The sequence below is a fragment of the Arthrobacter sp. TMP15 genome (assembly GCF_039529835.1).
Taxonomy (GTDB): Bacteria; Actinomycetota; Actinomycetes; order Actinomycetales; family Micrococcaceae; genus Specibacter.
On record NZ_CP154262.1, the window covers coordinates 935,182 to 960,823 of the forward strand.

The following is a 25,642-nucleotide window of genomic DNA, read 5'->3' on the forward strand; positions in this document are numbered from 1 at the left end:
AGTCTATGACGCCCGTACAGCAGGAACCACAGAGCTATTCGCAGAAGGACACATCCGGGGTCCCCTTTGGAATGAGGGTGGCCGGGGCATGGTCGTGGCGGGTGGCAATTATTTTGGTTGTTTCCGCCATGCTGATCTGGTTGCTGAGTAAAATCACCATCTTGCTCATACCGCTAATGCTGGCAACAATTCTTGCTTCGGTACTGCGCCCGGTAGTGAAAGCGTTGAAGAAAATCGGTTTGCCGCAAGGCCTCAGTGTTGCCATCGCTGAACTGGGTTTGATTGTTGGAGTGGTGGGCTCCTTGTTCCTTGTGGGCCGGCAAATGGTGGCTGGATTCTCCGATCTGAGTCAGCAAGCCATTACTGGGCTGATCCAAATCCAGGAGTGGCTCAAGACTGGTCCTTTGGGTATCAGCAACGACCAGGTGACCAAGTACCTCAACGAGGCGCTCGCAGCAATCCAGGACAATAGCAGCGTCCTTGTCTCCGGTGCTTTGGGTGTGGGAACGGGAGTGACCCACTTCGCGGTGGGGTTGCTGTTGACGTTGTTCATTTTGCTGTTCTTTCTTCTAGAGGGCCAGGACATCTGGGCGTTCGTGGTCAAGTTCTTCCCGCGCCGGGCTAGGCCTGCCGTGGATGGTGCCGGACGCCGCGGCTGGTTATCACTAGGTAATTACGCGCGGGTGCAGGTACTTGTTGCCGCCGTTGACGCCATTGGCATCGGCGCAGGTGCGGCGATCATTCAGGTGCCGCTAGCCCTGCCACTGGGCGTTCTAGTCTTTGTTGGTTCCTTCATCCCCGTGGTGGGCGCACTCGTGACGGGCGCCGTCGCTGTCCTTCTGGCACTGGTTGCCAATGGCTGGGTCAATGCACTGATCATGCTGGGCATTGTGCTGTTGGTACAGCAGCTGGAAAGCCACGTGCTGCAGCCCTTTGTGATGGGCAGGGCAGTGTCCTTGCACCCTGTTGCCGTGATCTTGGCTGTGGCCGCAGGCTCAGGAGTGGCAGGTATTCTTGGTGCGTTGTTCGCTGTTCCGATCTTGGCAGTGGCGAATTCTTTCATCCGCTACATCGCACAACGGGGCTGGGAGAGCGATCCCGAACTGCCGGATATTTATGGGTTGCCACACATAGTGCCGCCCGGTGATGCTCCGGGCGTCCCATCCGCTGAAGAGGTAGCGGCTTCAGAAGCTGTGCCCCAGCCGCCCGTCTAAGCGCGCCCGTCTAAGCACGCCTGATTCTGCGAGCCCGTCCGGTAAACATGGTTTAGCCCGGAACCCGCCGGAGCAGTGCGCAGAGTTCCTTGTTTCATATTGTTTCTAAGAGAAAGAGAAAAGTACCGTGAACGCAACCAGCGACCTCCCAGTGACCCTTGCAGATATAGAACAGGCACGGGAGTTGTTGGCGGAGATTATTGCGATCACACCCATCGAAAGCTCACGGGCATTGGGCAGGTTGACAGGCTCAGAGGTGTTCTTCAAGTGTGAGAACCTGCAGCGCGCCGGCTCGTTTAAGGTCCGCGGTGCATATGTGCGGATGGCCAAACTTGACGCCGAAGAACGTGCCCGCGGTGTGGTGGCTGCCTCGGCTGGTAACCATGCCCAGGGTGTGGCGGTTGCGGCAAAAGCGTTGGGCATCAAGGCTCGAATCTACATGCCGGTAGGTGTTGCCCTGCCGAAGCTTGCCGCCACCCGCGGTCACGGTGCCGAAGTGGTGCTGCACGGGAACAACGTGGATGAATCTCTGGCGGAGGCCGAGCGTTACGCCAACGAGAGCGGTGCAGTGTTTGTGCACCCGTTTAACAATGTTGATGTGGTCTCTGGACAAGGCACTATTGGCCTGGAGATCCTGGATCAGGTACCCAACGTTGACACCATCATCATGGGTGTTGGCGGCGGCGGGCTGCTGGCGGGCGTATCGGTGGCCGTCAAGGCCCGTGCTAAGGAACTTGGGCGAGAGATCCGGGTCATTGGGGTGCAGGCCGAAAACGCTGCCGCATACCCTCCGTCATTGGCCGCCGATGCGTTGGTGCCATTGAAGAAGGTTTCCACCATGGCTGACGGGATTGCCGTAGGCCGTCCAGGCCAACTGCCGTTCTCCATCATCCGCGAACTGGTCGATGATGTGATCACTGTCAGTGAAGACTCCCTGGCCCGGGCGCTGATCTTTTTACTAGAGCGTTCCAAAATGGTGGTGGAGCCGGCAGGAGCTGTGGGCGTGGCCGCTCTCATGGAGGGCAAGATTGAAAATCCCGGTACCACTGTCATTGTGCTCTCGGGCGGAAACATTGACCCGATGCTGCTCCTGAAGGTGATTCAGCGTGGACTAGCTGCCGCGGGCCGGTTCCTGACCGTGCGCATGATGCTTACGGATAGGCCAGGGTCCTTGGCGACGATCTCGCGCATCATCGCCGAGAACGACGCCAACGTCACGGGTGTGGACCACACACGGGTGGGTGGCTCGATCTCGATGGGCGACGTCTCCATCACCGTAAACCTTGAAACCAAGGGTCATGAGCATTGCGAGCTGGTCTTGACGGCTCTTCGCACTGAAGGGTTCCAGCCAATAGTCGTCCACTAACCGGCGCACTCGTTGCCGGAGGCTGTGAAAGTTACCGGACGCTGCGACGTCCGGGAGTTCCGCCGTCGCAGGTTATAGAAAGCGTGTATTAAATATTTTGTCCCTGCCGGATTTCACCACGAAGGGTGGAACCCGGCAGGGACAAATACTGCGCATGTGGCTAGCTTTGCTCGCCAACGTACGGCTTGGCGGAGATTATCTCCACGTCAATGGTGCGCCCGTTGGGAGCAACATAGTCCAGTTTGTCGCCGACGGTCTTGCCCATGATGGCGGCACCCAATGCGGAACGTTCGCTATAAACTTCCAGGTCTCCGGCGCCAACCTCGCGGCTGCCGAGCAGGAATGTGGTCTTATCCCCAGCGATGGTGGCTACAACAACCATGCCCTGCTCAACGACGCCGTCGTCGGCAGGTGCTTCACCGACACGGGCACTGCGCAGCATTTCACTGAGCTGGCGGATGCGAGCTTCAATCTTGCCCTGTTCATCCTTGGCGGCGTGATACCCGCCGTTTTCCTTCAAGTCGCCTTCTTGGCGAGCTTGTTCGATCTTGCTGACGATCTCTGCACGACCGGGGCCGGAAAGCTGTGTGAGTTCAGCCTGCAGACGATCGAAGGCTTCCTGAGTCAGCCAAGCTGAAGGCACGCTGTTAGTGGTAGGCACGTAATTCTCCTTGAATGTACAAAAGCAAAGGCCCCGCTGCAGGCGTTCCATTGAAATCTCTGCGCTATGCACCACGAGCTATGCACTAAGGCAAAGTGCTCAATTCATGCGCAGAAAATTCACTGGCTGACCAAACGGGGCAGATGGTAATAGAGACTAGTTTAGTCAATAAGGCGGATAAACCCAAGAATCGGGGTGGCGGGTGTTACATCGGCTTAACGATCCAGCAGTTTTCAACCACTCCGGTGACGGCTAACGAATCCGTTCGAAGCTCGCCACGCACGGTTGTGGTGCGGCCATTCTCGGAACCAACGTCCTTAGCGTTGGGACCAATGGTGATGACATTCCAGCCCACCACCGCAAAAGACTCATTCATGGCCTTGATGGCGCACTCGGCCGTGGCGTCCGGGGTTTTGGTCACCGAAAGATCAACAGTGGTCATAGTGGCGTCCACCACGTTGTAGCTGAGGATTTTTTGGGAGACTCCCGTATTGCCGCCAACGATCACCCACAATACCCATGACAATGACAGCACTGCTGCCACCGCCAAGAGGATCTTTTGGTTCTTTTTGGACAGGCTCCGCTTGGGTGTGCCGTATCGATTGGTTAGGCTGGTAGCTGCTGGAGAATCAGAAGTTGTCACTGCATCCACTTGTGTCTGTTCCGCGGGTTGCCGCGGTCTGGGCGCCCCACCTGATGGGGACGTTGGACTAAGGCAAGTTTAGCGTTCATTTGGCACGAGCATTTTGCCTCGTCTTCCCTCTAACCCGTGGCCACACAAGAATTGAAGGTAGCTTTCGTGAACAACTTTGAGTCTCCAGCACGGCAGTCGCTGCGTCTTCTGGCGGTTCATGCCCACCCGGATGATGAAGCAAGTAAGGGCGCAGCCATGATGGCCTCCTACGTGGCGTCCGGTGTGCAGGTGATGGTGGCCACCTGCACAGGTGGTGAGCGTGGCGACATTCAAAACCCAACGCTCATTGGTGACCCGCATTCAGCCCGCGACATGGGGGGTGCGCGCCGGCTGGAAATGGCCAATGCAGCCAAAATTTTGGGTATTGCGCATCAGTGGCTGGGGTTCACTGATTCGGGGCTGCCCGAGGGTGATCCGCTTCCGCACTTGCCGGAGGGGTGCTTTGCGCTGAAGCCGTTGGAGATTGCTGCGGCTCCGTTGGTTCGGTTGGTTCGTCGTTTTAAACCGCACGTGATTGTTTCCTATGACGAGAACGGTGGATACCCGCATCCGGATCACATCATGACGCACAAGGTCACGATGGAGGCGTTTAGGGCGGCGGGAAATCCTGAACTGTACCCTGACGCCGGAGAAGCCTGGGAGCCCTCCAAGCTCTATTACGATCTGGCGTTTAACCCGCAGCGCTTCCGGGCCTTGCACTATGCGTTGGAGGAGGCAGGGCTGGCTTCACCTTATGCAGCGCGCATCGCGTCCTGGTTGGAGGCTGACACTGAGGGGCATACACCGCCGGTGAGCAAGCATCCAACCACCACGCAGATTGACTGCGGAGATTATTTTGAGGTTCGTGATGACGCCTTGCGGGCCCATGCAACGCAGGTTGACCCGGACGGATTCTTCTTTGCTGTGAGCCCGCAAATGCAGCGAAAAGTGTGGCCGTGGGAGGACTACTCGCTGATTGAATCACGTGTCCTGACCTCCCAACCCGAGAACGACCTATTCGCTGGCCTACGATAGATAGTGGATGTTTCCCGTTGACACCAAGTTGCTCGGGGACAAAACGAAAGACGAATTGTGCACACACTGATTTTGCTTGCCACCACTGATCCCGCTATTCCCACTCAGCCAGGGCTTCGCCCGGGTTTGACCGAGGACCAAATCACCCCCGGTCTGTTGGGTTTCGCCGTCACGTTCGGCATTGTGGTGATCATGTTCTTTTTGATTCGCGACATGGTCAAGCGCATTCGCCGTATTCGCTACCGGGCACAAGTTGAGGAAGGCCGGGTCAGCGGATCCCATGGCCCTGCTGCCGATCATATGGGTATTCCCATTAGAGCGGACGACGCCGGGACCTCAGTTCCAGCGCACTCCCCAGTCTCCGGTGTGGTTGCGGAAAAGCCTGACGAAACTGATGCCGGGGCTGTGCCTGGTGCAGGGAGCACAGGCACCGCTGGTAATCCTGAGAACACGGATACTAAGTAGCATCCGGCAATGAACCGCTTGGCAGGTGAACCCAGTGCTTACCTTCGCCAGCACGCGCAAAATCCGGTTGCGTGGCAGCCTTTTGATGCGGAGGCGTTTGCTGAATCCGTAGCACGTGACGTACCCATTTTTCTGTCAGTGGGATATGCCGCCTGCCATTGGTGCCATGTTATGGCGGGGGAGTCCTTTGAAGACCCGGTGACAGCGGACTACCTCAACGAACACTTTGTTTCTATCAAGGTTGATCGCGAAGAACGCCCAGATGTAGACGATGCTTACATGGCAGCCACCCAGGCACTCAGCGGGGAGGGCGGCTGGCCCATGAGTGTTTTTTTGACTCCTGAGGGAAAAGCCTTCTACGCCGGCACGTACTTCCCACCAAGTCCGGGACGTGGGCGCCCGTCTTTTACTCAGGTGCTTGCCGCAGTTAATGAGGCGTGGTGCGAACGCAGAGACCAGGTGGAAAAGACCGCAGAGTCCCTCTCCGAGGCGTTGGCTAAACCTATCTGGCAAGTGCGAAGCGCCGCCACAACGGCGGTTGAGCTTTCGGTACAGCCAGAGCCAGCATGGTTGAGGGCCACCGAAGACGCAGTTGCTGCCATAGCCGGGACAGAGGACCTGATCCATGGCGGGTTTGGTTCGGCACCGAAGTTCCCGCCCACTCCCGGCCTTGAATTTTTGATCCGGCATGCCGCATCAAAAGCCACGGACACTGCCACCGGCGCGTCGGCGAAACAGGCTCATGGGCTGGTTGGCCGAACCTTGAATGCCATGGTGCATTCGGCATTATTCGATCAGCTGGGTGGCGGGTTTGCCCGTTACAGTGTGAGTGCGGATTGGTCTGAGCCGCACTACGAGAAAATGCTCTACGACAACGCAGGCCTCCTCCAAGTACTTGTGCACTGGGTGAGGATCGCGGAGAAGTTCCCGCAGCAAAGCCTTGCCGACGATGAACCAGGACTGCGTGTAAGGGTGCCGTCATTAGGAGCTCGTGGTGCCCGGGAAGCGGCCGTGGCAACGATTTCCTGGCTCATGGATGAGATGCGGCTCCCTGGCGGGGCATTTGCTTCCTCACTTGATGCAGACACAGTTGTTGATGGCATCCACCACGAGGGTGCTAGCTATAAGTGGAGCATGGCCGAACTTCAAACTGCCGCGCATGCCAGCACAGAAGTGGGCAGTCAAAAACTGGCCGAGGACGTTGCACGGGCTATGGGCGTGCCAAACGACGCCGTGCCCCAAACGTATCCGTTACATCCTTCGCGGCCGCTCTCCGAGCTGCAGCAGAAGCAGTGGGAACGGATTAAACCGGCACTGCGGAGGCTACGCGCGGCGCGGGTGATGCCAGCGCGGGATGAGAAAGTAGTGGCGTCCTGGAATGCCATGCTGATGGAGGCATTGGCCGAAGCCGCCATGGTGCTGGAGGAACCCGCGTACCTGGCAACCGCCGTCGAACTTGGAGAATATTTATCCACAGTGCATTGGGACGGAGAGTTGCTGCGGGTTTCCCATGATGGGCAGGCGCGCGGTATCAAGGGTTTGCTGGAAGATTATGCGGCCTGCGCCAAAGGTTACTTGACGCTTTATGCGGCCAGCGGTGACAGACGCTGGTTTGATTTTGCCGGGACGTTGATTTGCGACTTGGAACGGGACTTCATAGCCGATGGTGTGGTGTACAACCATGGTGCCCACGAAGGTTCTGACTCCGCGCTGCAAGGCTCACGATTTGCAGACCCCTTCGATAACGCCACAACCAGCGCCGTGGCCATGATGGCTGGGGCTTTCATCTCTTGGTCGGCGTACACCGGATCGGGCAGGCACCGCGTTATTGCTGAGAATCTGTTGGCAGGTGTTCCCGAACTGGCTAAGAGAGCGCCGCGGTCCGCTGGTGGATTACTTGCCCAGGCAGAGGCTCTGCTGGCTGGGCCGTTTGAGACGGCGATTGTAGGTCCTGCCGGCCATGACCGTGAGAAGTTGCTGCACGCGGCTTGGTGTTCGGCTTCCCCTGGGATGGTCATTGGAGTGTGGGATGGCGCCGGGGAACCGCCATTGGCGCTGTTTGAAGGACGCAGTGTGGCGCAGCGCTCTTGTAAACAGGGGCAGCAACCAGTTGCGGCGGGAGTGCTGGCATATATTTGCCGCAACATGGTGTGCACAAACCCAGTTTCAACGGCGCTTGAAGTACGGCAACGCTTCATCTGATTGTGTCAGGGTGTTTCCGCCGGGAAGTCTTCCCATCAGTTACATTGTTCAAGACACTTCTCCGTTCGGGGATCTGTGGGGAGATTCCGGAAGGAAAGCAGAATGCGTATTATGCGCCGTATAGTTTTTCCCGTCGTGTGGGTGCTGATATTTAGTGTCATAGCGGTGGCACTGGTCAAGATCGCGTTCATTGACGGGTTGCAGGATGACGGCGAACAAATCATCCCGCACGCCCGCATTGAGGCTCCGCTCATAGAGACCGGCCGCGCCACCGTGAGAAATACTGTGGACCTTACGGGCTCGGTACAAAGTAATGCGGCCATCGCGCTGCGGTCAACGGCGGCCGGCAAAGTGGTCTTCTTTTTTGTTGACAAGGGAGCCCACGTGGCTGCCGGGGACAAGATTTTCCAGATCCGTAGTGAGGTGCTCTCCGAACCTGACGCAGCCCCTGCTGCTCCCGCTGAACCCGATGCCCCCATCGTGCCGGCGCCGGGCCCGGTGTATTCATACACTGACGTTGTAGCCACTGCCGAGGGCACGTTGGAGACCCTCACGCTATTGCTGAACCAAGAAACCAGTGTTGGCGAAAATGCAGGAACCATTGCACCCGGCACGTTTTCTATTACCGGATCCCTCACCACAGCCCAGCAATTGCGTCTCATGGGCAAACCAACAACGGCCACCGGCACCGTGACCAACGGTCCGGCACCTTTTGGTTGCCAAAACGTCCAAATCAGCAATAGTAAAACTCCGGGGGAATCGAACCCTGGCGCGCAGAATGCACCCGGCATGGACCCGGCTGCCGCTAGTGTCCCCGGTTTTGATCCCGGTGTCGGCCAGGGCCCGCCTGTTGAAAACGGCAGTGGCCAGGTCAGCTGCGCAGTGCCCATGAACATTGTTGTGTTCCCCGGGCTGGGCGCCACCATCACCTTGGTAGCTGGTGAAGCCAAGGATGTGCTGACACTGCCGCTAACTGCTGTGAAAGGCAGTGTCCAAAACGGCATTGTCTGGATTTCGGCGGCGGATGGTGCCGGAGCACCCCAGGAGCGCCCCGTTGTTCTGGGCCTGAACGACGGTGAAAAAGTGGAGATCTCCTCCGGCTTGACCGAGGGGGAAGCGGTGTTGGAGTTTGTCCCGGGTACGGATGCTTTGTTACCTGAGGGCCAGATGCCCGGCTTCGGCCCGATGAGGGGCTGATCCCAATGAGCATTTTTCCAGAAGAAGCTCCAGAAGAAGCTCCAGAAGAACCAACTGAGAAGTCTGTAGAAACAACCAATCGTGAGAGCGCCGCCGTGCACAATTCTGCGCCCGCTTTGGTGGATCTGTGCAACGTGACACGGACCGTGCTGCTTGCTGATGACCAGGAGTTGCATATCCTGCGCGGCATTGACCTGCAGATACGTGCAGGTGACCACACCGCCATCGTTGGCCGTTCGGGCTGCGGAAAATCCACGTTGCTGAACATCCTGGGGCTTTTGGATGTGCCCAGCAGCGGGCAGTTGCGTTTTGAGGGCAAGCCTGTGGAAAAACTGCGCAACAACACCCGGGCGAAGCTCCGCGGCTCCAGCATCGGCTTCGTATTCCAGCAATTCAACCTGTTGCCCGGCCGCACAGCATTGGAAAACGTGGTGACACCGCTGATGTACGCCGGCCGGAAAGAATTTTGGCGTCGCAACGAACTCGGTATGGAAATGCTTGATCGGGTTGGGCTCTGCGCCCGTGCCGGCACACAGCCGCACATGCTCTCCGGCGGTGAACAGCAGCGGGTGGCAATAGCCCGGGCGCTTGTTAGACGGCCCCGACTCATTCTGGCGGATGAGCCTACCGGGGCCCTTGATGTGGAAACCGGCCAGGTAGTTATGGACTTGCTGGATGCCATCGCTACCGAATCTGGTGCAGCGTTGGTAACTATCACTCACGATCTCAATGTTGCAGCACGGGCCCGCAGCAGGTATCGCCTTGACGCCGGTGTCCTGAGTGCCACTGAGGGTATTGGCCCGGCGGCATTGATTGCGCAGGCTCACGCATGACCGCGTTCATCTCCACCCTGGTCGAGGCGTGGTCAGAGCTGCGCATTCACAAAACCCGGATACTACTGTCCCTGATAGGGGTGGCCCTCTCGGTTGCCGTTCTGACAACAGTGGTGGGTGTAGGAAACCTGGCACGGGAGGGAATGGCCCTGAATTCCGAGCGCGACGGGGGCAGGGAAGCCACCTTGAGCGTCAGCATTCAAAACGGTCCGAGTCTTGGCCAAAGCCTCAGCACGGAGAAGACCACCCGAATTCTGGATGCCACGGTTGCCCGGCATGGCTTCACGCACTCCACTCGATTGCTGCGTTCGCAGGGCCGCTTTCAGTTTCCCAGAGGCGTCCAGAACGTGGAATTGACCGTGGTGGATCCGCCTTATGGTGTCATTCATCGAGTGAACCTCACCCAAGGCGGGTGGTTCGCCGCGGACGACGCCGACAGGCTGGCTCCCGCCGTCGTTGTCAATGAAGCTTTTTACCTAGCCGCCGGACAGCCTGATCTCACCGTTGATCCGCAAGTCCCGGTTCTCGGGAGCACCAAAGCCACCTCAGTGATCATTGGTGTGGTGCCAAATGCTTATCCGGAGGCGATGCCGCAGGCATTTATCTTGAGCGAGGCCGCACAACTTGTGGGGGTGAGCGAGGACCCTTGGGATGGCGGTGCCGGTGTGGAACTAAGAATTTGGGCTCCTGCTGGAATGGCGGAGCAGCTGGTGGCAGTGCTCAGCACTGAGCTGTCCCAGCAGCTTCCTGGCGCCTACGTGAATGTGTACCGCAGCGATTACGCAGCCTACGGGGATCCCTTCGCCATGGTGACTTTGATGGTCTCAGGCATAGCCACTTTGATACTGCTGCTGGGGGCAGTGGGACTGCTGAATATCTCCATGGTCACGGTGCGGTACAGGGTGCGCGAGATTGGTATTAGACGCAGCTTTGGAGCAACCTCGGGGAGAATCTTCACCGGTGTCATGATGGAATCTGTGGTGGGCACTACAGTGGCCGGAGCGGTTGGGGTCATGCTGGCAGTCGCTATTGTAAAAAACCCCATCGTGGAATCGAAGGTGGCTCCTGGTCTGGAGGCTTACCCTGCATTCCCTGTGGAGGCTGCGCTGCTTGGCTTGGGTGCAGCCGTCCTTGTTGGTGCTCTGGCTGGCGCCATTCCCGCCTTGGTTGCGATCCGTGTGAAAGTTATTGACGCCATCAGATTCTAAACGCGGGGGCTTTGGACTACTTAAAAACCACAAGGACTACTTAAAAACCACTAGCACCACGGCTGTAAAGTGAATGGCAAAGGCGGCCACCGTCAGGGCATGAAACAACTCGTGGAACCCGAAATGGCGGGCACTAAAATTGGGTTTCTTGATTCCATAGATGACGGCGCCGGCAATGTATAGCGCGCCGCCAAGGCAAATCAGGACCGTGGGCAGGGCACCGGCTGCCCAGAACTCCGGGAGGAAGAACAAGGCTGTGATGCCTAGCAGCACATAAATGGGGACGTAGAGCCAGCGTGGTGCACGCACCCAAAGCACACGGAACAAGACCCCTGCAATGGCCCCGATCCAAATCATCCACAGCAATAGCGTGGCTGTTGGGCGGGCCAGCATGAGGAAGGACAAGGGGGTGTAGGAGCCCGCTATCACCAACATAATATTGCTGTGATCAAGTCGTTTCAGTGTTGCCGAGGTCTTCGGTGACCAGTTGCCACGGTGATATAGTGCGCTTGTACCAAAAAGAAGTACGCCCGTGGCCACGTAGATGGCACATGCAATCTTGGCGGCGGTTCCCGGGGCCAGTGCCACAAGGATAATTCCGGCAATCAAAACCAGGGGTGCCGAGCCCGCGTGGAGCCAACCGCGCCACGAAGGTTTTTGCTGTATTTCGTGCACGGTAACCATACTAAAAGCATAACCCGCCACCACCTAAGTTACCTATGAGTAACAAAGGTTGGGGAAGTGCTTGGTGAGAATTTGCTCCCTGTGCGGGTAATCTAGAGCTAGCAAGTTTCGCAGGCCGCAGGGCCATAATTCGTAAAGGTCCGGTGCGCGCGTATGTGGCTGTCCTCCGGCTCCGTGCGAATGCCCAGACTGTTATACAACTTCTACGAGCGGCGACTTGCATGCTCGCTTGATCTGAGCAGCGTCCCGGCCCATATTGGCGTCATGGTGGATGGCAACCGCCGTTGGGCCAAGCAGTTCAATGCCCCCACTGGGCACGGGCATCAGGCCGGTGCAGATAAAATCCTGGAGTTCCTTGGCTGGTGTCAAGACCTGGGCATCAAAGTTGTCACCTTGTACATGCTCTCAACCGATAACATGAGCCGCTCACCTGAAGAGCTTGATGAACTCATGGGCATTATCGCCAACACCCTGGATCTGCTGGATGCCGATAACAACATCAGCGTCCATGCCATGGGTGCCCCCGAACTTCTACCGGATTACCTGGCCACCCGTCTTTCTTCCCTGACGGCCCGGGTGCCGGCAACAGAGCGTATTCATGTGAACATGGCCATCGGCTACGGTGGGCGGCGTGAAATTGTCGATGCCGTTCGTGAACTTTTGCATGACGCCGACGCTGCCGGGCGTCCCATGGCGCAGGTGGCCGCGGATCTAAGCGTTGCGGACATTTCCAAGTTCCTTTATACCCGTGGCCAGCCCGATCCGGACTTGGTTATTCGCACCTCTGGGGAACAGCGACTTTCAGGGTTCTTGATGTGGCAGAGCGCCTACAGTGAATTTTACTTTTGTGAGGCACTCTGGCCGGCATTCCGAAAGATTGACTTCCTGCGTGCCCTGCGCGATTACGCCGGCCGCAGTCGCCGGTATGGCAGCTAGGCCAGCCCCGAGTGCAAAGCCACCACCGCTCTGAGATGATCCTCGCCGCTGTTCTCTCCAGCGCCGCAGGGTTTGTTGACGCCGTGGGATTTATTCATCTGGGCGGGTACTTTGTTTCCTTTATGAGCGGAAACTCAACTCGCGGCGGCACAGCACTAGCGGAAGGTAACTGGGGCGGATTCGCCATAGCCTTCGGACTGGTGGCAGCATTTCTTTTAGGCGTTGTCAGTGCCTCAATTTTACGAAGGCGCGTCCCACGGCGAAAGCGCATGGCTGTTCTGCTGTATGTGACGTTGGCGTTGATAGCTGCCGTGCTACTTTTTGATCTGGGCGTTGGGGGCTGGCTCGCCCCGGCCATCATGGCGGTGGCAATGGGTGCCGAGAACGTCATTTTCGAGCGTGATGGGGAAGTTAGCATTGGCCTGACGTACATGACGGGGACGCTTGTAAAAATGGGCCAACATATTGCCAACGCCTTGACTGGCGGGGCAAAGCTGCTTTGGATCCGTTATGCACTGCTATGGCTCTCGCTCACACTAGGCTCCATTGTTGGCGGTTTCGCCTACTTCGCCCTTGATCTAAACGCATTGTGGATAGCCGTGGCCGTGCTGGTCACATCGGTTCTCTTCAACGACTGGAGCCACAAAAATCCGCCCCGTCAAGGCGCCACCCGGGTTATTCTTTGAACCGCCAAGCGTTCGTTGGAACGTCCTCTAACGTTCATCCGTAATTAGGGCGTGGTGTCCTCGCGGCGATAAATAGCGGCGTATCTTGGGTGTAACGGAGGGCAACTCCGCTCTACGTACCGAAATGATTCCGGAGCGTTGCACGCTCCGGAAAGGCTGGAGTCGACGTGGTTGAAACCATGAACCTTGAGCAGCATTCACACAATCCCGGCACGGCGTTGAAATTGCGTACTTACGTGGTTGACACCTCGGTTCTGCTTTCCGATCCGCGGGCCATCACCCGCTTTGCTGAACATCACGTGGTTGTGCCGATCGTTGTCATTTCGGAACTTGAAGCCAAGCGCCATGACCCGGAGCTTGGCTATTTTGCCCGAGCGGCCCTGCACCTCCTTGATGAGCTGCGCGAATCCCACGGCGGCCTGGCTTCCCCCGTTCCTTTAGGGCACGACGGCGGGACGTTCCGGGTAGAGCTGAACCATGTTTCGCTTGAGGTGCTTCCGGCAGGCATGCGCGGCGGTGATAATGATTCACGGATCTTAGCCGTTGCCAAGAACCTCTCCAATGAAGGCGACAACGTCACCGTGGTGACCAAGGACGTGCCGATGCGTGTGCGGGCCTCCGCACTGGGACTGGCCGCTGAAGCATACCGTAATGAGCTGGTGCCGGACTCGGGCTGGACAGGGGTTGGCGAGGTTGAGGCAACGGAAGCTGAGATCACGGCCCTGTACAACCATGAACCGGTGCCCATTCCTGAAGCGGCCGTCCTACCAGTGAATACTTCACTTGTGATCACCAGCAACAGGGGTTCAGCCCTTGGCCGGGTAGGTGCTGACCAGCAGGTGCGCCTGGTGCGCGGTGATAGGGAAGTTTTTGGCCTCCACGGCCGCTCGGCTGAACAGCGCCTGGCTCTTGATCTGCTGTTGGATCCTGAGGTGGGGATCGTTTCCCTGGGCGGACGCGCGGGAACGGGGAAAAGTGCTTTAGCCCTGTGCGCAGGTTTGGAAGCGGTCCTGGAACGCAACGAACACCGCAAAGTGGTGGTGTTCAGGCCACTTTATGCAGTGGGTGGTCAGGAGCTTGGCTACCTGCCTGGTTCCGAAAGCGAGAAGATGAACCCCTGGGCGCAAGCTGTGTTCGACACCCTTGGCTCAGTGGTTTCCGAGTCGCTGATGGATGAAATCATGGCTCGCGGCATGCTTGAAGTGTTGCCGCTAACTCACATCCGCGGCCGGTCACTTCATGATTCATTTGTCATTGTGGATGAAGCGCAATCGCTGGAGAAGAATGTGTTGCTCACCGTGATGAGTCGTATTGGGCAGCGATCCAAGATTGTGCTTACCCATGACATCGCCCAGCGAGACAACCTTCGTGTTGGGCGCCACGACGGGGTTGCCGCTGTGGTGGAAACCCTCAAGGGTCACCCCTTGTTTGGGCATGTCACGCTCACACGCTCGGAACGTTCACCGATTGCAGCCCTTGTCACGGAGATGCTGGAACGGGCCGAAGTTTAGTCCCCTCGGGCGCGGGCGCACAGCCCCTCCCTGGAAGAATCCGGTTAGGCGTTCGGGCCCAGATCCCACGGGATGTGGGCCCTAACGTCTGTTAGGCCCATGCTGACTTCTTCAAAAAGGTCATCGAGCATGTACTCGTCAACACCGAGCAGGACCATCCAATGTCCTGCCCCTGCGGTGGGGCCGTCAAGGGATTGGGAGGCCACACAAATACTTGTTTCCAGGTCAATCCGGATGGCTGTTCGGCCAGCAAAGAGCAAGGGAGCATCTGTAAAGAGCGGGCGGTAACTGGGGTTGGGGGTCAGAATCGCCTCAACAGCCGCCCGGCCATGATGTGAAACGTTGGCGATGTCCGCAATCTCAGCCACGTTGGCGAAGGGAGCTTCCAGCGGAACCGGCCGGTCACCGGCAAGCTCAACCGGGTCAAGTGCTGAAGCAGCCCTGCCAGAACCGTAAGCTGGCTCGCCATAAAGTGCTTCGGGGCGGCGGAGAACAAACCCGGCGTGGTCCTTAACGGGGTTGACCAGCGAAGGCGGCAACAGCCATGGTTTACGATTGCCACTAATGAACAGCGAGTCCCTTGACTCATTAATCTTGGTGGTACTTGCTAGTAGTGCCCCATCGCTTGTCTCTACCCGAAGTGCCCCCGGACGGCGAACCCAACAGTTCAGCGACGATGCCGGCTCTTCTCCCTCGGCGAGTCCGGCGCTGGCCGCAGCAACCCATGCGTTCCCTGCACCGCCGTCGGCCGTGGTGGGGAACTTACGGTGCAGTTCAAAGCGCACCGTCTGCCAACGCCACGGAGACGAGCGGGCGATGTGTCGAAAAGTATCGGCAGTGTAAGGGGAGGCACTCATGTCCACAGCTTAGCCCCGGGCGCCAACAAATGGCCCCGGCAGGAGGGTTCATGGCGTAGCATCGCGCTATGGTCACACGGCTAATGGACTTGTTCGAACACAGTGCATCGGCATTTTTGTGTGTCCTGACCGCCTGCCTGTTCCTGCTGTGGCTAAGCGTTATATTGAGCATCATTGACATCCGCACCCACACTTTGCCAAACCGGTTGGTGCTTCCGGCCTATCCGATCGCCGCGGTGCTGCTGTTGGCGGCTTCTCTTCTGGCACGAGCGCCCAACTATGCGCTCTCTGCGGCCGTGGGTGCCCTGGCCATGGGGGCACTGTACTGGCTGCTGTGGTTTCTCTACCCTGCCGGCATGGGATTTGGTGATGTGAAGCTGGCCGGTGTTTTGGGGCTTTTCTTGGGTTTCCTGGGTTGGCAACATGTGGTGATTGGTATGGCCGCAGGTTTTGTTGTTGGCGGGCTGTGGGGCATTGCGCTGATTGTTAGCCGCCGCGGCACAGCGAAATCGTCAATCCCTTTCGGCCCGGCGATGCTGGCCGGTGCGATGGTTACGATGCTGCTGGTCCCGGCAGCGTGAATGTCGGGCAGCACTAGCACTCGCGTTAGGCTCAGTGCATGGGATCTCCAGAATTCATCGTCAAACTGAGGGAAAAGATTGGTCACGAACCGCTCTGGCTGCCGGGGGTGCGTGCGGTTGTTTTCGACGCCGAAGGACGTGTGCTGCTCGGGGAGCGTTCAGATACCGGCGGGTGGGCGCTGATCACTGGCATTCTTGAGCCAGGGGAGGAGCCCGGCCCTGGCATGGTCCGTGAGATTTTTGAGGAAACGGCTGTTGTGGCCCGGATTGAGCATCTACTCGGTGTTGCCGCTGTAGGTCCAGTGAGATTTCCCAACGGGGACATCTGCGATTTTTTGAACGTTGAATTCATTGCCCGGCACGTTAGCGGCATTGCCCGGGTGAACGACGACGAATCCCTTGCAGTGGCCTGGTTTGCCATCGATTCGCTCCCGCCACTGCGCGCAGGGCATCTTGACTGCATCCAGCGGGCTCTCGCGTTCGAGGGTGTGCCACACTTCCAGCGGTGAGGGGTTGCGGTACCTCACCGACTCACCTTGGGCTGTAATTCTTTGGGCTGCTTACGCCAGTAGGGCCGAGCCGAGCCAGTCGGTTTCCGTGGTGACTCCTGGCAGCATCGCGAACAGGGCGCTGGCCGTGGTGAGCGTGAAGTGTTCAAGTGCGTCGTGTGCTGATAGCCGTTGCTGGACCGGGATGAAACTGGTGGCGGAGTCCTTTTTGGTAGGCAAGGATGAGTAGCCCCTGATCTATTGTTCCATCGGGTTGTACGGCGCCACGGTAGGGGCGGCCGCGACGATCGAAGCGATGTAAATGTTGTGCCGACGCCGGATCCGTCCGGAGGAAGCGCGGGTGTCAGGGAATGGGTTGACGGGGTATTGGCTGCTGTTGTTTTGCTCATGATGAAGAAGCCCGCATGAAGCGAGAACATTGTGCATAATTAAGAACAGTATTCTCGAATTAGATTATAATTCATCTTGCGGGGCTGGAATGGCACCGGTTCTTCGTAGCCGCCTAGCGATCGCAACCTGCTGATGTTTACTGAATCTCACAATCACCGGAGCCAGCCGCATCGAGAGGCTTGGCAGCAGGTCAAGCAGGCGTACTTGTGCACCGCGCCACCCTGGCAAAGCCGTCACTGGGCGTGGTTTTTGGACAATGCCAAGAACCTGCTGCGCCACATCCGATGGCTGCAACAACACTCCTGAAAAGGACAGCGCGGCCCGGGGATCCTCGAGCTTGTCATAGAGCATGGGGGTCCACATCCCATCAGGACAGACGCAGCTGATGTGGACACGACGGATACCGGCAGAGCGGAGGTCCCCTAGGGCCGAGATGCTGAACCCCAACACCGTATGCTTGGTTGCGGCATAGATCCCTTCGCCAGGCACGCCAACCAGGCCGGCCAGGGAGGCAATATTGACTATGTGACCGCTGTCTTCGCGCCGCATGATCTCCAACGCGGCCAGCGAGCCATTGATAGTGCCATGTGCATTCACCTCTAGCATCAATTGCCGTTGTTCCGGAGTGTTTTCCCAGACCGCTCCGGTGAAAAATACTCCGGCGTTGTTAACCCACAGATCCAGCGTCCCCGCACGTTTAACTGTGTCAATGGCAACAGCCGTGCACGCCGCTGCGTCACGAACGTCCAGTACTGAGGCAAAGGCGCGGCAGGGGGCTCCTCCGGGGTGCGTCTGCCGCAGTGTAATCTCCTCCACCACAGCGGAGGCACGCTCAGCGTTAACATCAGTGACATGGACAGTGAATCCGTCGCGGGCCAGCCCTAAAGCAATCTCACGGCCGAGCCCCTGCCCCGCGCCGGTGACGACGGCGCCACCGCGGCTTGTGGATGTCCGCTGGGGGAAGCGTCTCATTTTGCCACCTCTAGATGTTCTCCGTGGCGGTGTGCCGACATGGCGCGGGCTCTGCCGCGCCTGCGCTCCCTGCCCAGATCCCAGAGGTAATGATCAAAGTCAACTTCCATGGTGTGGCGGGGTGAGTCATAAAATCGGGCGGTATTTAGCTGGACTTCCCGATTCATTTGGCGTTGAATCTCCTCAGCGTCAGGCAACGTGTATTGCCCGGAAAGCAGCTCGGCTATCCATCTCGATTGCGCCTCGGCCAGGGGCATGACTGCTCCGATCGGTTGGAGCAGTCCAATGAAGAATAGTCCCGGGAGTGTGGGGTGGAGCGTGCGCTTCCATAGTGGTAGTTCATTGCCCGTGGGGTTAACAAGTTTGGGGTCCAGGAACGGGAAGCTCACACGGTAGCCTGTGGCCCAAACAATTAGATCAGCCCGAACAGAGGTTCCATCCGTGAATATCACCCGTTCACCGTCTAAGCGCTCAATTCCGGGCTTGGGTGTGACGCGCCCGGAGCGGAGAGCCGGGCGGATCTGCTCTGATTGCACAGGATGGGATTCACTGGGTCGGTGTTCTGGCCGCGGGAGGCCCAGCTTGGCCGTGCTTCCGGATGCAAGGGCGGCAAGTCGCAGCCGGGCACGGACGGACCACCACGGTAACCAGCCCGGCAGTCCGATCGTATCGGCGGCCCTGCCCAACAGAAATTTGCGTAGCACCCACTGCCCTCGCCGCTGTGAAAGGACAGCGCTGCGTCCCACCAAGCCGGCTTCTGAGGCGATGTCCAGTGCAGAATTTCCGGAACCAACCACCACAACGTCGAGCCCGCGAAGTTGCTCACCTGTTCGGTAGTCGTGGGCGTGAATCTGCTTCCCGGAAAAGCTGCCAGGATACGCTGGCTCTGGCCAACGGGCGTCCCAATGATGGCCATTGGCCACAAGGACGGCGTCGTACTGGTGTTCCCGTGTGCCCTGGGGGCTTGAAATGGTGACATCCCAACCGGATGCTGCCTGCACAACGGAGGTCACGGAGGTGTTGAAGGTGATCCGTTCGCGGAACCCGAAATGGTCCACATAGGACTCAAAGTAGGCGGCCACCTGATGGTGTTTGGCGTAGGGGGGATAGTGGGCGGGCATGGGGAAATCGGGGAAAGCCATCCGTGGACAGGAAGTGTTAATTTCCAGTGTTTCGTAGCAGGCGGATTGCCCGTTTTGATTGTTGAAGACCCAGTTTCCACCAACAACTGGCCCCTGCTCAAAGCAATCAACGCCGATTCCGGCGTGGTACAGCGTCTTAGTTGCTGCCAGGCCAGAGGACCCGGCGCCTATGACGCAGACTCTGGGTGCTCCGGGGTTGGCCAGGATGGGCGCGGTTGTAGCGGGGGCGCGGTGGCTGTCCCTGACACGGTATGGCATGTGATAATCATTACAGTGAAAATGCACATTTTCAATAGCCGCTGACAGTTCTTTACTCTCACTGTGGAAAAGTAGGGGCCGTGGAAACAACGACCGATGGTACACAGGATCCTCGCAATGAGCGGACCTGGCATGGCACGTCCAAGTCAGCGCGAGACGCTGCCCGCCGAGGACGGTTGCTGGAGGCGGGGCTGGAACTCTTCGGAACGGCCGGCTACGCAGCAACAACAGTCCAAGGGCTCTGCCGTGAGGCGGGAGTTTCCTCCCGCTCCTTTTACGATTACTTCCCAAGCCGGGAGGAACTCCTGCGCACTGTATATATTCAGGCTACGGAGCAGATGCGCAGCCGTGTGGCGCAGTTAGCCTTCATCGAAGAAGCTTCCGTGCAAGAGCTGCTGCGCCGCGGTGTCATGGCCGGTGTGGGGCCAATGCTTGAGGATGAGCGTCTGGGGCGCGTGTGTGAGATCGAAGCCGTGGGCGTCTCCCCGGCATTGGAGCAGTGCAGAAGGACGCAAAACGCGCAGATCGCAGGGGCCATTGAGGGACTTTTGGCCGAGATCATGCGCAACGGGCTAGTCCCTGCCTTTGACACAACACTTGTGGGACTCATGGTGGTGGGCGGCATGACTGAGGTCCTGGTGAGTCACTTGAGCATCCCGGCGGAACAGCGCAGGCCGGCGGAGGAACTGGTCGCCGAGATGGCGCGGGTTGTTGGACTGATGGTGGTGCGATAACCACAGGAGTGGGTGCGCTTAAGGTTTACCGTGGGTGTCACGGACCGAATCGGCGCCCTCATCTGCCGGGGCAATCATGGGGGAGAGGGAGGCTGCCGCGCGCTCAGCTTCCAAGCGAATGGCCTCTTCCCCGCCAATGGCTTCCCCGCGGGCTACCATGCCCGAGGTATCGGAGAGTGGGATCACCTTCATAAAGATGGCCAGCACCAAGGCTATCGCCATGAACGGGATCAGGTACCAGAACACAGGTGCCAAGGACTCGGCGTAGGCGTTGATAATGCCGTCCTGGACCACCTGTGGCAGCTGGTGCAGGGCCTGCGGATCCAAAGTGGCCATAGCGTTGCCGGCCTGCTCCTGATTGGCGCCGGCCGCGGTGAAGACCTCCTGGAGGGAATCGGCAAGGCGTGTGGTGAACATGGCGCCAAACACGGCCACACCCAAAGCGGAGCCAACCTCACGGAAGTAGTTGTTGGTACTCGTGGCCGTACCCAACTGAGCGGCAGGCACCGAGTTCTGGACCACTATGACAACAATCTGCATGATGAAACCAAGCCCGGCGCCAAACAGGAACAGCTGGGCACAAATGACCCAGATGGGAGTCTGCGCTGAGAGGGTGGTCATCCAGAGCATGGCGATGATTGTCAGCACCGAACCAACAATGGGGAAGGCCTTGTACTTGCCGGTCTTGGACATCCGCAGTCCCGACCAGATTGAGGTTCCCATCAAGCCAACCATCATGGGCAGCATCAGCAGTCCCGACTCGGCGGCAGATGTGCCGGAGGACATTTGCAGGAATGTTGGCACAAAGGCCAGGGCGGCAAACATACCCATACCCAGCACAAAACCGATGGCAGTGGAGTTTAAGAAAATGGGGTTCTTGAACAGTGAAAGCGGGATGATGGGGTCTTCGGCGCGGGCTTCGGTGAAAATGAACAATGCTACGGCGGCCACAAGACCGGCGCCCCACGTCCATGTGGTCAGCGATGTCCAACCGTCAGCCTTGCCACCGAAATCTGTGAAGAAAATCAAGCAGGTCGTGGCGATGGACAGGAACACAACGCCCATAAAGTCGATCCGTTGCGTGGCTTTCTTGGACGGCAACGTCAAAGCAAAGAACGCGACTATGAAGGCGGCGATGCCGATCGGAATATTGATGTAAAACGCCCATTCCCACGTCAGGTGGTCAACGAAGTACCCACCCAGAAGAGGCCCGGCCACGGCGGCCAAACCAAAGATGGCGCCCAACGGCCCCATGTATTTACCGCGGTCATTGGCCGGAACAATATCGGCGATGATCGCTTGGGAGAGGATCATCAGGCCTCCTCCACCCAGGCCTTGGATGGCACGGAAAATAACAAAGCCCCAAAAGTCGGTGGCGAAGGCGCAGCCTATGGAGGCCAAAGTAAAGATGGCAATAGCAGCCAAAAACAGGTTCCGGCGCCCCAGCATGTCGCCAAGTTTGCCGTAGATGGGCATCACAATGGTGGTGGCCAGCAGGTAGGCGGTGGTGATCCAGGTTTGGTGTGCCACGCCGCCAAGTTTGCCCACGATTGTTGGCATGGCGGTTGAGACGATCGTCTGGTCCAGGCTGGAGAGCAGCATGCCTGCAATCAACGCTGAGAAGATGATCCAAATCCGTTTTTGCGTTAACAGCAGCGGTTGTCCTGATTTGATGGCGGTACTCATCGAGATCCTTCGAAGGTTAAAGGTGAAAAGGTGAAAATTTGTTGGGCCGCCAAAAGATTGCCGGATAAAAGTTCGTTGTAGCTGGCAGTGTTTTCTTCGGAGAAGAAGACTTCGATGGCCCGGCGCGTGCAGGTGCCAAACAAGGCCGCCACCATATGGGCACGAGGATCATCCGGCGGCAATTGTTCACGCCGGGCAATGAGGGCTGAAAATTCCTGCTCTCGCACCGGCGCGCTGCCCATCACTTTGAGCATGAGCTGGGGTTCCTTTTCCATGGCGGCGAGGAGTTCACTGATGTTCGTCTTGGTCAGGCTCAGCTGATCCACCATGGAGCAGGTGAGGGTGAACAGGTCTGCCAGCAGAGTTGAGCTCAGCGGGTAAGGTTCCTGCTGCGCGGAGGGCACCCCGGTGGGGCCCGCTAGGAACCTGGCTAGCGCAGCGGCGGGGAATTCATCCAATATATGGCCAATAATGGCGTCTTCTTTGGTGGGGAAGTAATTGAAAAACGTTCGACGTGACACGCCCACCTCCTCACATAGCTCCTCAACGGTAAAACCGTTCAGAGAGTTTTGTGCCGTCAAGATCCGTGCCGCCGCAGTAATGGCGGAGCGGGTGGCCTCGCGTTTGCGCGCTCGTAAGCCATTGGCCTGGCAGGGTTTTACACTTTCGTTCACAAAGTAAAAGTTTGCACTATTTCTGTCAGAGTGCAAAATTATTCCAACGTGGTGTTATTCACTCCTTACTCCCACGGCCAAACCCTTACCCCCTTAAATGCCGTTGAGGTTGGAGATGATGACACCCCGGAGGAACGAAGGGGGTGTCATCATCTCCAACCTCAACGGCAGGGGAGCGGTGATTACTGGGGAGCGCGGGTCATGGCCAGGACGTCCAGGCCCTTATCCAGCTGTTCCATTGTGAGTTCGCCACGGTCAACGTAACCCAGGGCAAGCACGGCTTCACGGATGGTGAGGCCTTCGGCGATGGCGTGCTTGGCAATTTTGGAGCCGTTTTCGTAGCCGATGTACTTGTTTAGCGGTGTCACGATGGATGGTGAGGCCTCGGCGAGGAAGCGGGCACGCTCAACGTTGGCGGTGAGCCCATCAATCATCTTCTCCGCCATGATGTGGGAGGTGTTGGTGAGCAACCGGATGGACTGTAGCAGGTTGGCAGCCATGACCGGGATGCCCACGTTCAGCTCAAAGGCGCCGTTGGTGGAGGACAGGGCAATGGTGGTGTCATTACCAATGACCTGAGCGGCAACCATGATGGCTGCCTCCGCGATCACCGGGTTGACCTTGCCGGGCATGATTGAAGAGCCGGGCTGCAGATCCGGGATGGAAATTTCGCCCAGGCCGGTGTTGGGACCTGAGCCCAACCAGCGCAGGTCATTGTTGATCTTCATGATGGAGTAGGCAATATTGCGCAGCTGACCGGAGGCTTCGATGAGGCCGTCGCGGTTGGCCTGAGCCTCAAAGTGGTTGCGAGCCTCAGTTAGCGGCAGGCCGGTGTCTTTTGCCAGCAGGGCAATCACACGCTGCGGGAAGCCAGCCGGGGTGTTAATGCCCGTGCCCACGGCGGTGCCGCCAAGGGGGACCTCTGCCACGCGTGGCAGCGAGGATTCAACCCGTTCGATCCCGTAGCGCACCTGAGCGGCGTAGCCACCGAATTCCTGGCCAAGGGTGACAGGGGTGGCGTCCATCAAGTGGGTGCGCCCGGACTTCACAACTGTGGCGAATTCGGCTTCTTTGCGCTCCAGCGATTCGGCCAGGTGGCCCAGTGCCGGGATCAGTTCGTTGATCAAAGCTGAGGTGGCAGCGACGTGTACTGAAGTAGGGAATACATCGTTGGATGACTGTGAGGCGTTGACGTGATCGTTGGGGTGAACCCGCTTCTCTGAGCCGGCCTCCACCAACGCCTTGTTGGCCAAGGTGGCCAGAACCTCGTTCATGTTCATATTCGAGGAGGTGCCGGAGCCTGTCTGGAAGACATCGATGGGGAAATCACCATCGAATTTTCCGGCGGCAACCAGATCGGCGGCCCCCTCGATGGCTCGTGCCAGCTCAGCATCCAAAACACCCAGTTCGGCATTGGTTGTGGCCGCTGCCTTCTTGATGCGCGCCAGGGCGGCAATGTGGGCCGGCTCCAGCGTCATGCCAGAAATCGGAAAGTTTTCCACGGCGCGCTGGGTCTGTGCGCTGTACAGTGCGTTGGCCGGAACCCGGACCTCGCCCATGGTGTCATGTTCAATACGGAATTCTTGTGCGTTAGACGCGGCAGTATCAGTCATGCTTACACCATATCGCCGCCACGGCCGGAGTTAGAAACCACGGACCGTGTTAGCGGTGCCGGCGCGCTTGCCCTGCCCCAACAAAAACTGGCACGACGGCGGGAACTCAAGTTCCGCCGTCGTGCCTGCCGGGGCGTGCAAAAAACGGGCCCGGTCAACTATCAAATGCCGATTGAACCATTGCTGTACACCAGGTCGGCACGGCCGTCGTTGAGGCGGTAGGTCAGGCCAACCACGGCGGTCTTCTGACGTGCCACCGCGTTGGCGATGATGGGGGAGTTCTCCACCAAACGGAAGGCGGTTTGTTTCACATGCTCTTCCACCATGTCCCCAACACTGCTGTCCGGATCCTTACGCAGGGAGGTCAGCACGGAGGGCGTGATGCGCTCAACCAGGTCGCGGATGAAACCGGCCGGCATTTTGCCCGTAGCAACGGCTCCCTTGGTAGCTGTTACCGCCCCGCAACTGTCATGGCCCAAGACCACAATCAGCGGAACATCCAAATATTCCACCCCGTACTCCAGGGAACCCAGAGCCGTGTTGTCAATGACGTGCCCGGCCGTGCGGACAACGAAGGCGTCACCAAGACCTAGATCGAAGATGATTTCAGCGGCCAGGCGAGAGTCCGAGCAGCCAAAGATCATGACAAAAGGGTGCTGGGTGGAGATCAGTGAGCTGCGGCGTGCGGCATCCTGATTGGGGTGTGAAGCACTGGCCTCGACAAACCGGCGGTTGCCGTTCATCAATTTGATCCAGGCTTCCGTTGGGGTGCTTGGATGCACTGAAATTGCCTTGATATTGCCGTCTTCTCCACCGTTCATTATTTACTTTCCTTCGCTGTTGGAGTGCTGCTGGCGCTCGTGCCGGCTGGTGCACCGGCGTCGAGCAGGTTCGTGGCCCCCGTTGCAAGAACGTCAAAGTCCTTGAAATCTGCTGCGCCTGTCAGCACAATAGTGGTTGCGCCGCTAAACAGAACCAGGCTGCGGTCGCTTTTAGGTTTATCACGGAGTTCCCAGTCTTGGCCGTCTATGGCGCGAGTTCCCGTAACAGGGGCGTCCTGGGCTTGTGTGGCAGTCCAGGTTGGATTTGCCGTATTCGACTGGCGCAGAGCAATAAAAGTGTCGTTCGGCGTAACATAACCAACGTCCCAGAACGACACGCCGTCGGCGCCGGCCGGATTCCATCGAGCGTAGTTAGCTGACCAACCCTCCGGAAGATCCGGTGCCACAGGGGTGAAACCGGCGGTATCGGCTGCATGGTTAGCCACGGCGGCTACATCAATATGGGTGCGGAAGCTCTCCGCCTTTGGCTCTGGATTGAGCCACACAATGGTCAGCACAATGGCAACCGTTGAAAGCATGGCTAGCAGCATGCCGATCACTGAGGCGTTGGCGCGCTTGGCAGCGCCGGCAGCAAGAACGGGCTTGACGGGTGGGGTAGGACTGGAATCACTCACCTGACTATCTTCCCAGATATGAGGGGAGAATTAGCACAGAGGCTCCGACGTGGCCCACCTCACCCGCGACTGCGGCGCTGCTTCGCCTATGATTGCTGC

At 58.4% G+C, this 25,642-nt stretch carries 26 protein-coding genes; 14 read left to right on the forward strand and 12 right to left on the reverse strand.

All coding sequences use genetic code 11. From position 1 onward, the window contains the following. Positions 1–5 precede the first annotated feature (5 nt). Positions 6–1,214 carry an AI-2E family transporter gene (locus AAFM46_RS04185; RefSeq protein ID WP_343319736.1) on the forward strand — a complete coding sequence of 403 codons (1,209 nt, stop codon included), beginning with the start codon at positions 6–8 and terminating at the stop codon, positions 1,212–1,214. A 127-nt stretch (positions 1,215–1,341) separates the two neighbouring features. Continuing rightward, positions 1,342–2,580 (forward strand): threonine ammonia-lyase, encoded by a 1,239-nt coding sequence (gene ilvA, locus AAFM46_RS04190; RefSeq protein WP_283530497.1) that lies wholly within the window; start codon positions 1,342–1,344, stop codon positions 2,578–2,580. A 160-nt stretch (positions 2,581–2,740) separates the two neighbouring features. On the opposite strand, the gene greA is transcribed toward ilvA, so the two are convergent. Beyond that, entirely contained in the window at positions 2,741–3,241 is a 501-nt protein-coding gene (greA, locus tag AAFM46_RS04195; protein WP_283530495.1) for a transcription elongation factor GreA, read from the reverse strand. A gap of 205 nt (positions 3,242–3,446) precedes the next feature. Beyond that, the gene (locus AAFM46_RS04200; RefSeq protein WP_283530493.1) at positions 3,447–3,884 is read right to left on the reverse strand and encodes a DUF4307 domain-containing protein; all 438 of its coding nucleotides are present in this window, start codon (positions 3,882–3,884) and stop codon (positions 3,447–3,449) included. A 156-nt stretch (positions 3,885–4,040) separates the two neighbouring features. Here AAFM46_RS04200 and mca point away from each other — a divergent pair, with 156 nt between their 5' ends. From mca to AAFM46_RS04230, 6 genes are all read left to right on the forward strand, one after another. Beyond that, a complete protein-coding gene (mca, locus tag AAFM46_RS04205) occupies positions 4,041–4,949 on the forward strand; it encodes a mycothiol conjugate amidase Mca (RefSeq protein WP_283530491.1) in 909 nt (302 codons plus the stop codon). Positions 4,950–5,006: 57 nt separating this feature from the next. Continuing rightward, complete coding sequence (locus AAFM46_RS04210; protein WP_283530489.1) at positions 5,007–5,414, forward strand: hypothetical protein; 408 nt, start codon at positions 5,007–5,009, stop codon at positions 5,412–5,414. Positions 5,415–5,423: 9 nt separating this feature from the next. Further along, positions 5,424–7,616, forward strand: coding sequence for a thioredoxin domain-containing protein (locus AAFM46_RS04215; protein ID WP_283530487.1), 2,193 nt, complete (start codon positions 5,424–5,426; stop codon positions 7,614–7,616). Positions 7,617–7,718: 102 nt separating this feature from the next. Next, a complete protein-coding gene (locus AAFM46_RS04220; protein ID WP_343319739.1) occupies positions 7,719–8,813 on the forward strand; it encodes an efflux RND transporter periplasmic adaptor subunit in 1,095 nt (364 codons plus the stop codon). A 5-nt stretch (positions 8,814–8,818) separates the two neighbouring features. After that, a complete protein-coding gene (locus tag AAFM46_RS04225; protein ID WP_343319740.1) occupies positions 8,819–9,646 on the forward strand; it encodes an ABC transporter ATP-binding protein in 828 nt (275 codons plus the stop codon). Further along, a complete protein-coding gene (locus AAFM46_RS04230; protein ID WP_343319742.1) occupies positions 9,643–10,854 on the forward strand; it encodes an ABC transporter permease in 1,212 nt (403 codons plus the stop codon). The genes AAFM46_RS04225 and AAFM46_RS04230 overlap by 4 nt, the downstream gene beginning before the upstream one ends. Positions 10,855–10,890: 36 nt before the next feature. On the opposite strand, the gene AAFM46_RS04235 is transcribed toward AAFM46_RS04230, so the two are convergent. After that, positions 10,891–11,538 (reverse strand): hemolysin III family protein, encoded by a 648-nt coding sequence (locus AAFM46_RS04235; RefSeq protein ID WP_283530478.1) that lies wholly within the window; start codon positions 11,536–11,538, stop codon positions 10,891–10,893. A 174-nt stretch (positions 11,539–11,712) separates the two neighbouring features. Between AAFM46_RS04235 and AAFM46_RS04240 the strand changes: the two genes are divergently transcribed. The 3 genes from AAFM46_RS04240 (at position 11,713) to AAFM46_RS04250 (ending at position 14,671) form a co-directional block, all read left to right on the forward strand. Then, positions 11,713–12,474 (forward strand): isoprenyl transferase, encoded by a 762-nt coding sequence (locus tag AAFM46_RS04240; RefSeq protein WP_283530864.1) that lies wholly within the window; start codon positions 11,713–11,715, stop codon positions 12,472–12,474. 11 nt (positions 12,475–12,485) lie between these two features. Then, complete coding sequence (locus AAFM46_RS04245; protein WP_343319744.1) at positions 12,486–13,160, forward strand: YoaK family protein; 675 nt, start codon at positions 12,486–12,488, stop codon at positions 13,158–13,160. Positions 13,161–13,339: 179 nt separating this feature from the next. Further along, positions 13,340–14,671 carry a PhoH family protein gene (locus AAFM46_RS04250; RefSeq protein WP_283530863.1) on the forward strand — a complete coding sequence of 444 codons (1,332 nt, stop codon included), beginning with the start codon at positions 13,340–13,342 and terminating at the stop codon, positions 14,669–14,671. Positions 14,672–14,715: 44 nt separating this feature from the next. Here the strand turns inward: AAFM46_RS04250 and AAFM46_RS04255 are convergent, their stop codons facing one another. After that, a complete protein-coding gene (locus AAFM46_RS04255) occupies positions 14,716–15,528 on the reverse strand; it encodes a hypothetical protein (RefSeq protein WP_283530474.1) in 813 nt (270 codons plus the stop codon). A gap of 68 nt (positions 15,529–15,596) precedes the next feature. Here AAFM46_RS04255 and AAFM46_RS04260 point away from each other — a divergent pair, with 68 nt between their 5' ends. Both AAFM46_RS04260 and AAFM46_RS04265 read left to right on the forward strand, forming a co-directional pair. Next, entirely contained in the window at positions 15,597–16,109 is a 513-nt protein-coding gene (locus AAFM46_RS04260) for an A24 family peptidase (RefSeq protein ID WP_343319746.1), read from the forward strand. A gap of 38 nt (positions 16,110–16,147) precedes the next feature. After that, entirely contained in the window at positions 16,148–16,618 is a 471-nt protein-coding gene (locus AAFM46_RS04265; RefSeq protein WP_283530470.1) for an NUDIX domain-containing protein, read from the forward strand. Positions 16,619–16,669: 51 nt separating this feature from the next. Here the strand turns inward: AAFM46_RS04265 and AAFM46_RS04270 are convergent, their stop codons facing one another. The 3 genes from AAFM46_RS04270 to AAFM46_RS04280 all read right to left on the reverse strand — a co-directional run bounded on the left by AAFM46_RS04270 (position 16,670) and on the right by AAFM46_RS04280 (position 19,380). After that, a complete protein-coding gene (locus tag AAFM46_RS04270) occupies positions 16,670–16,837 on the reverse strand; it encodes a hypothetical protein (protein ID WP_343319748.1) in 168 nt (55 codons plus the stop codon). 234 nt (positions 16,838–17,071) lie between these two features. Then, positions 17,072–17,980, reverse strand: a complete 909-nt coding sequence (locus tag AAFM46_RS04275; RefSeq protein ID WP_343319750.1) for an SDR family oxidoreductase — start codon at positions 17,978–17,980, stop codon at positions 17,072–17,074. Continuing rightward, positions 17,977–19,380, reverse strand: coding sequence for an NAD(P)-binding domain-containing protein (locus tag AAFM46_RS04280; RefSeq protein ID WP_343319752.1), 1,404 nt, complete (start codon positions 19,378–19,380; stop codon positions 17,977–17,979). Before AAFM46_RS04280 ends, AAFM46_RS04275 begins: the two co-directional genes overlap by 4 nt. Before the next feature lie 80 nt (positions 19,381–19,460). On the opposite strand from AAFM46_RS04280, the gene AAFM46_RS04285 reads away from it, so the two are divergent. Next, positions 19,461–20,114, forward strand: a complete 654-nt coding sequence (locus AAFM46_RS04285; RefSeq protein WP_343319754.1) for a TetR/AcrR family transcriptional regulator — start codon at positions 19,461–19,463, stop codon at positions 20,112–20,114. 18 nt (positions 20,115–20,132) lie between these two features. On the opposite strand, the gene AAFM46_RS04290 is transcribed toward AAFM46_RS04285, so the two are convergent. The 5 genes from AAFM46_RS04290 to AAFM46_RS04310 form a co-directional block, all read right to left on the reverse strand. Beyond that, positions 20,133–21,800 carry an MDR family MFS transporter gene (locus AAFM46_RS04290; protein WP_343319756.1) on the reverse strand — a complete coding sequence of 556 codons (1,668 nt, stop codon included), beginning with the start codon at positions 21,798–21,800 and terminating at the stop codon, positions 20,133–20,135. Further along, entirely contained in the window at positions 21,797–22,474 is a 678-nt protein-coding gene (locus AAFM46_RS04295; protein WP_343319758.1) for a TetR/AcrR family transcriptional regulator, read from the reverse strand. Before AAFM46_RS04295 ends, AAFM46_RS04290 begins: the two co-directional genes overlap by 4 nt. Before the next feature lie 182 nt (positions 22,475–22,656). Continuing rightward, positions 22,657–24,087, reverse strand: a complete 1,431-nt coding sequence (locus AAFM46_RS04300; protein ID WP_343319760.1) for a class II fumarate hydratase — start codon at positions 24,085–24,087, stop codon at positions 22,657–22,659. Between the two features lie 161 nt (positions 24,088–24,248). Next, entirely contained in the window at positions 24,249–24,908 is a 660-nt protein-coding gene (locus AAFM46_RS04305) for a carbonic anhydrase (protein ID WP_343319762.1), read from the reverse strand. Further along, positions 24,908–25,543: a DUF4245 domain-containing protein gene (locus AAFM46_RS04310; protein ID WP_343319764.1), complete on the reverse strand. Its 636-nt coding sequence runs from the start codon at positions 25,541–25,543 to the stop codon at positions 24,908–24,910. Before AAFM46_RS04310 ends, AAFM46_RS04305 begins: the two co-directional genes overlap by 1 nt. Between the last annotated feature and the right edge of the window lie 99 nt (positions 25,544–25,642).

Coding starts and splice junctions, on each gene's coding strand:
- AAFM46_RS04185 (WP_343319736.1), top strand. CDS start 6: ATGACGCCCGTACAGCAGGAACCACAGAGCTATTCGCAGAAGGACACA.
- AAFM46_RS04215 (WP_283530487.1), top strand. CDS start 5,424: ATGAACCGCTTGGCAGGTGAACCCAGTGCTTACCTTCGCCAGCACGCG.
- AAFM46_RS04220 (WP_343319739.1), top strand. CDS start 7,719: ATGCGTATTATGCGCCGTATAGTTTTTCCCGTCGTGTGGGTGCTGATA.
- AAFM46_RS04225 (WP_343319740.1), top strand. CDS start 8,819: ATGAGCATTTTTCCAGAAGAAGCTCCAGAAGAAGCTCCAGAAGAACCA.
- AAFM46_RS04230 (WP_343319742.1), top strand. CDS start 9,643: ATGACCGCGTTCATCTCCACCCTGGTCGAGGCGTGGTCAGAGCTGCGC.
- AAFM46_RS04235 (WP_283530478.1), bottom strand. CDS start 11,538: ATGGTTACCGTGCACGAAATACAGCAAAAACCTTCGTGGCGCGGTTGG.
- AAFM46_RS04250 (WP_283530863.1), top strand. CDS start 13,340: ATGAACCTTGAGCAGCATTCACACAATCCCGGCACGGCGTTGAAATTG.
- AAFM46_RS04255 (WP_283530474.1), bottom strand. CDS start 15,528: ATGAGTGCCTCCCCTTACACTGCCGATACTTTTCGACACATCGCCCGC.
- AAFM46_RS04260 (WP_343319746.1), top strand. CDS start 15,597: ATGGTCACACGGCTAATGGACTTGTTCGAACACAGTGCATCGGCATTT.
- AAFM46_RS04265 (WP_283530470.1), top strand. CDS start 16,148: ATGGGATCTCCAGAATTCATCGTCAAACTGAGGGAAAAGATTGGTCAC.
- AAFM46_RS04275 (WP_343319750.1), bottom strand. CDS start 17,980: ATGAGACGCTTCCCCCAGCGGACATCCACAAGCCGCGGTGGCGCCGTC.
- AAFM46_RS04280 (WP_343319752.1), bottom strand. CDS start 19,380: ATGCCATACCGTGTCAGGGACAGCCACCGCGCCCCCGCTACAACCGCG.
- AAFM46_RS04290 (WP_343319756.1), bottom strand. CDS start 21,800: ATGAGTACCGCCATCAAATCAGGACAACCGCTGCTGTTAACGCAAAAA.
- AAFM46_RS04300 (WP_343319760.1), bottom strand. CDS start 24,087: ATGACTGATACTGCCGCGTCTAACGCACAAGAATTCCGTATTGAACAT.
- AAFM46_RS04305 (WP_343319762.1), bottom strand. CDS start 24,908: ATGAACGGTGGAGAAGACGGCAATATCAAGGCAATTTCAGTGCATCCA.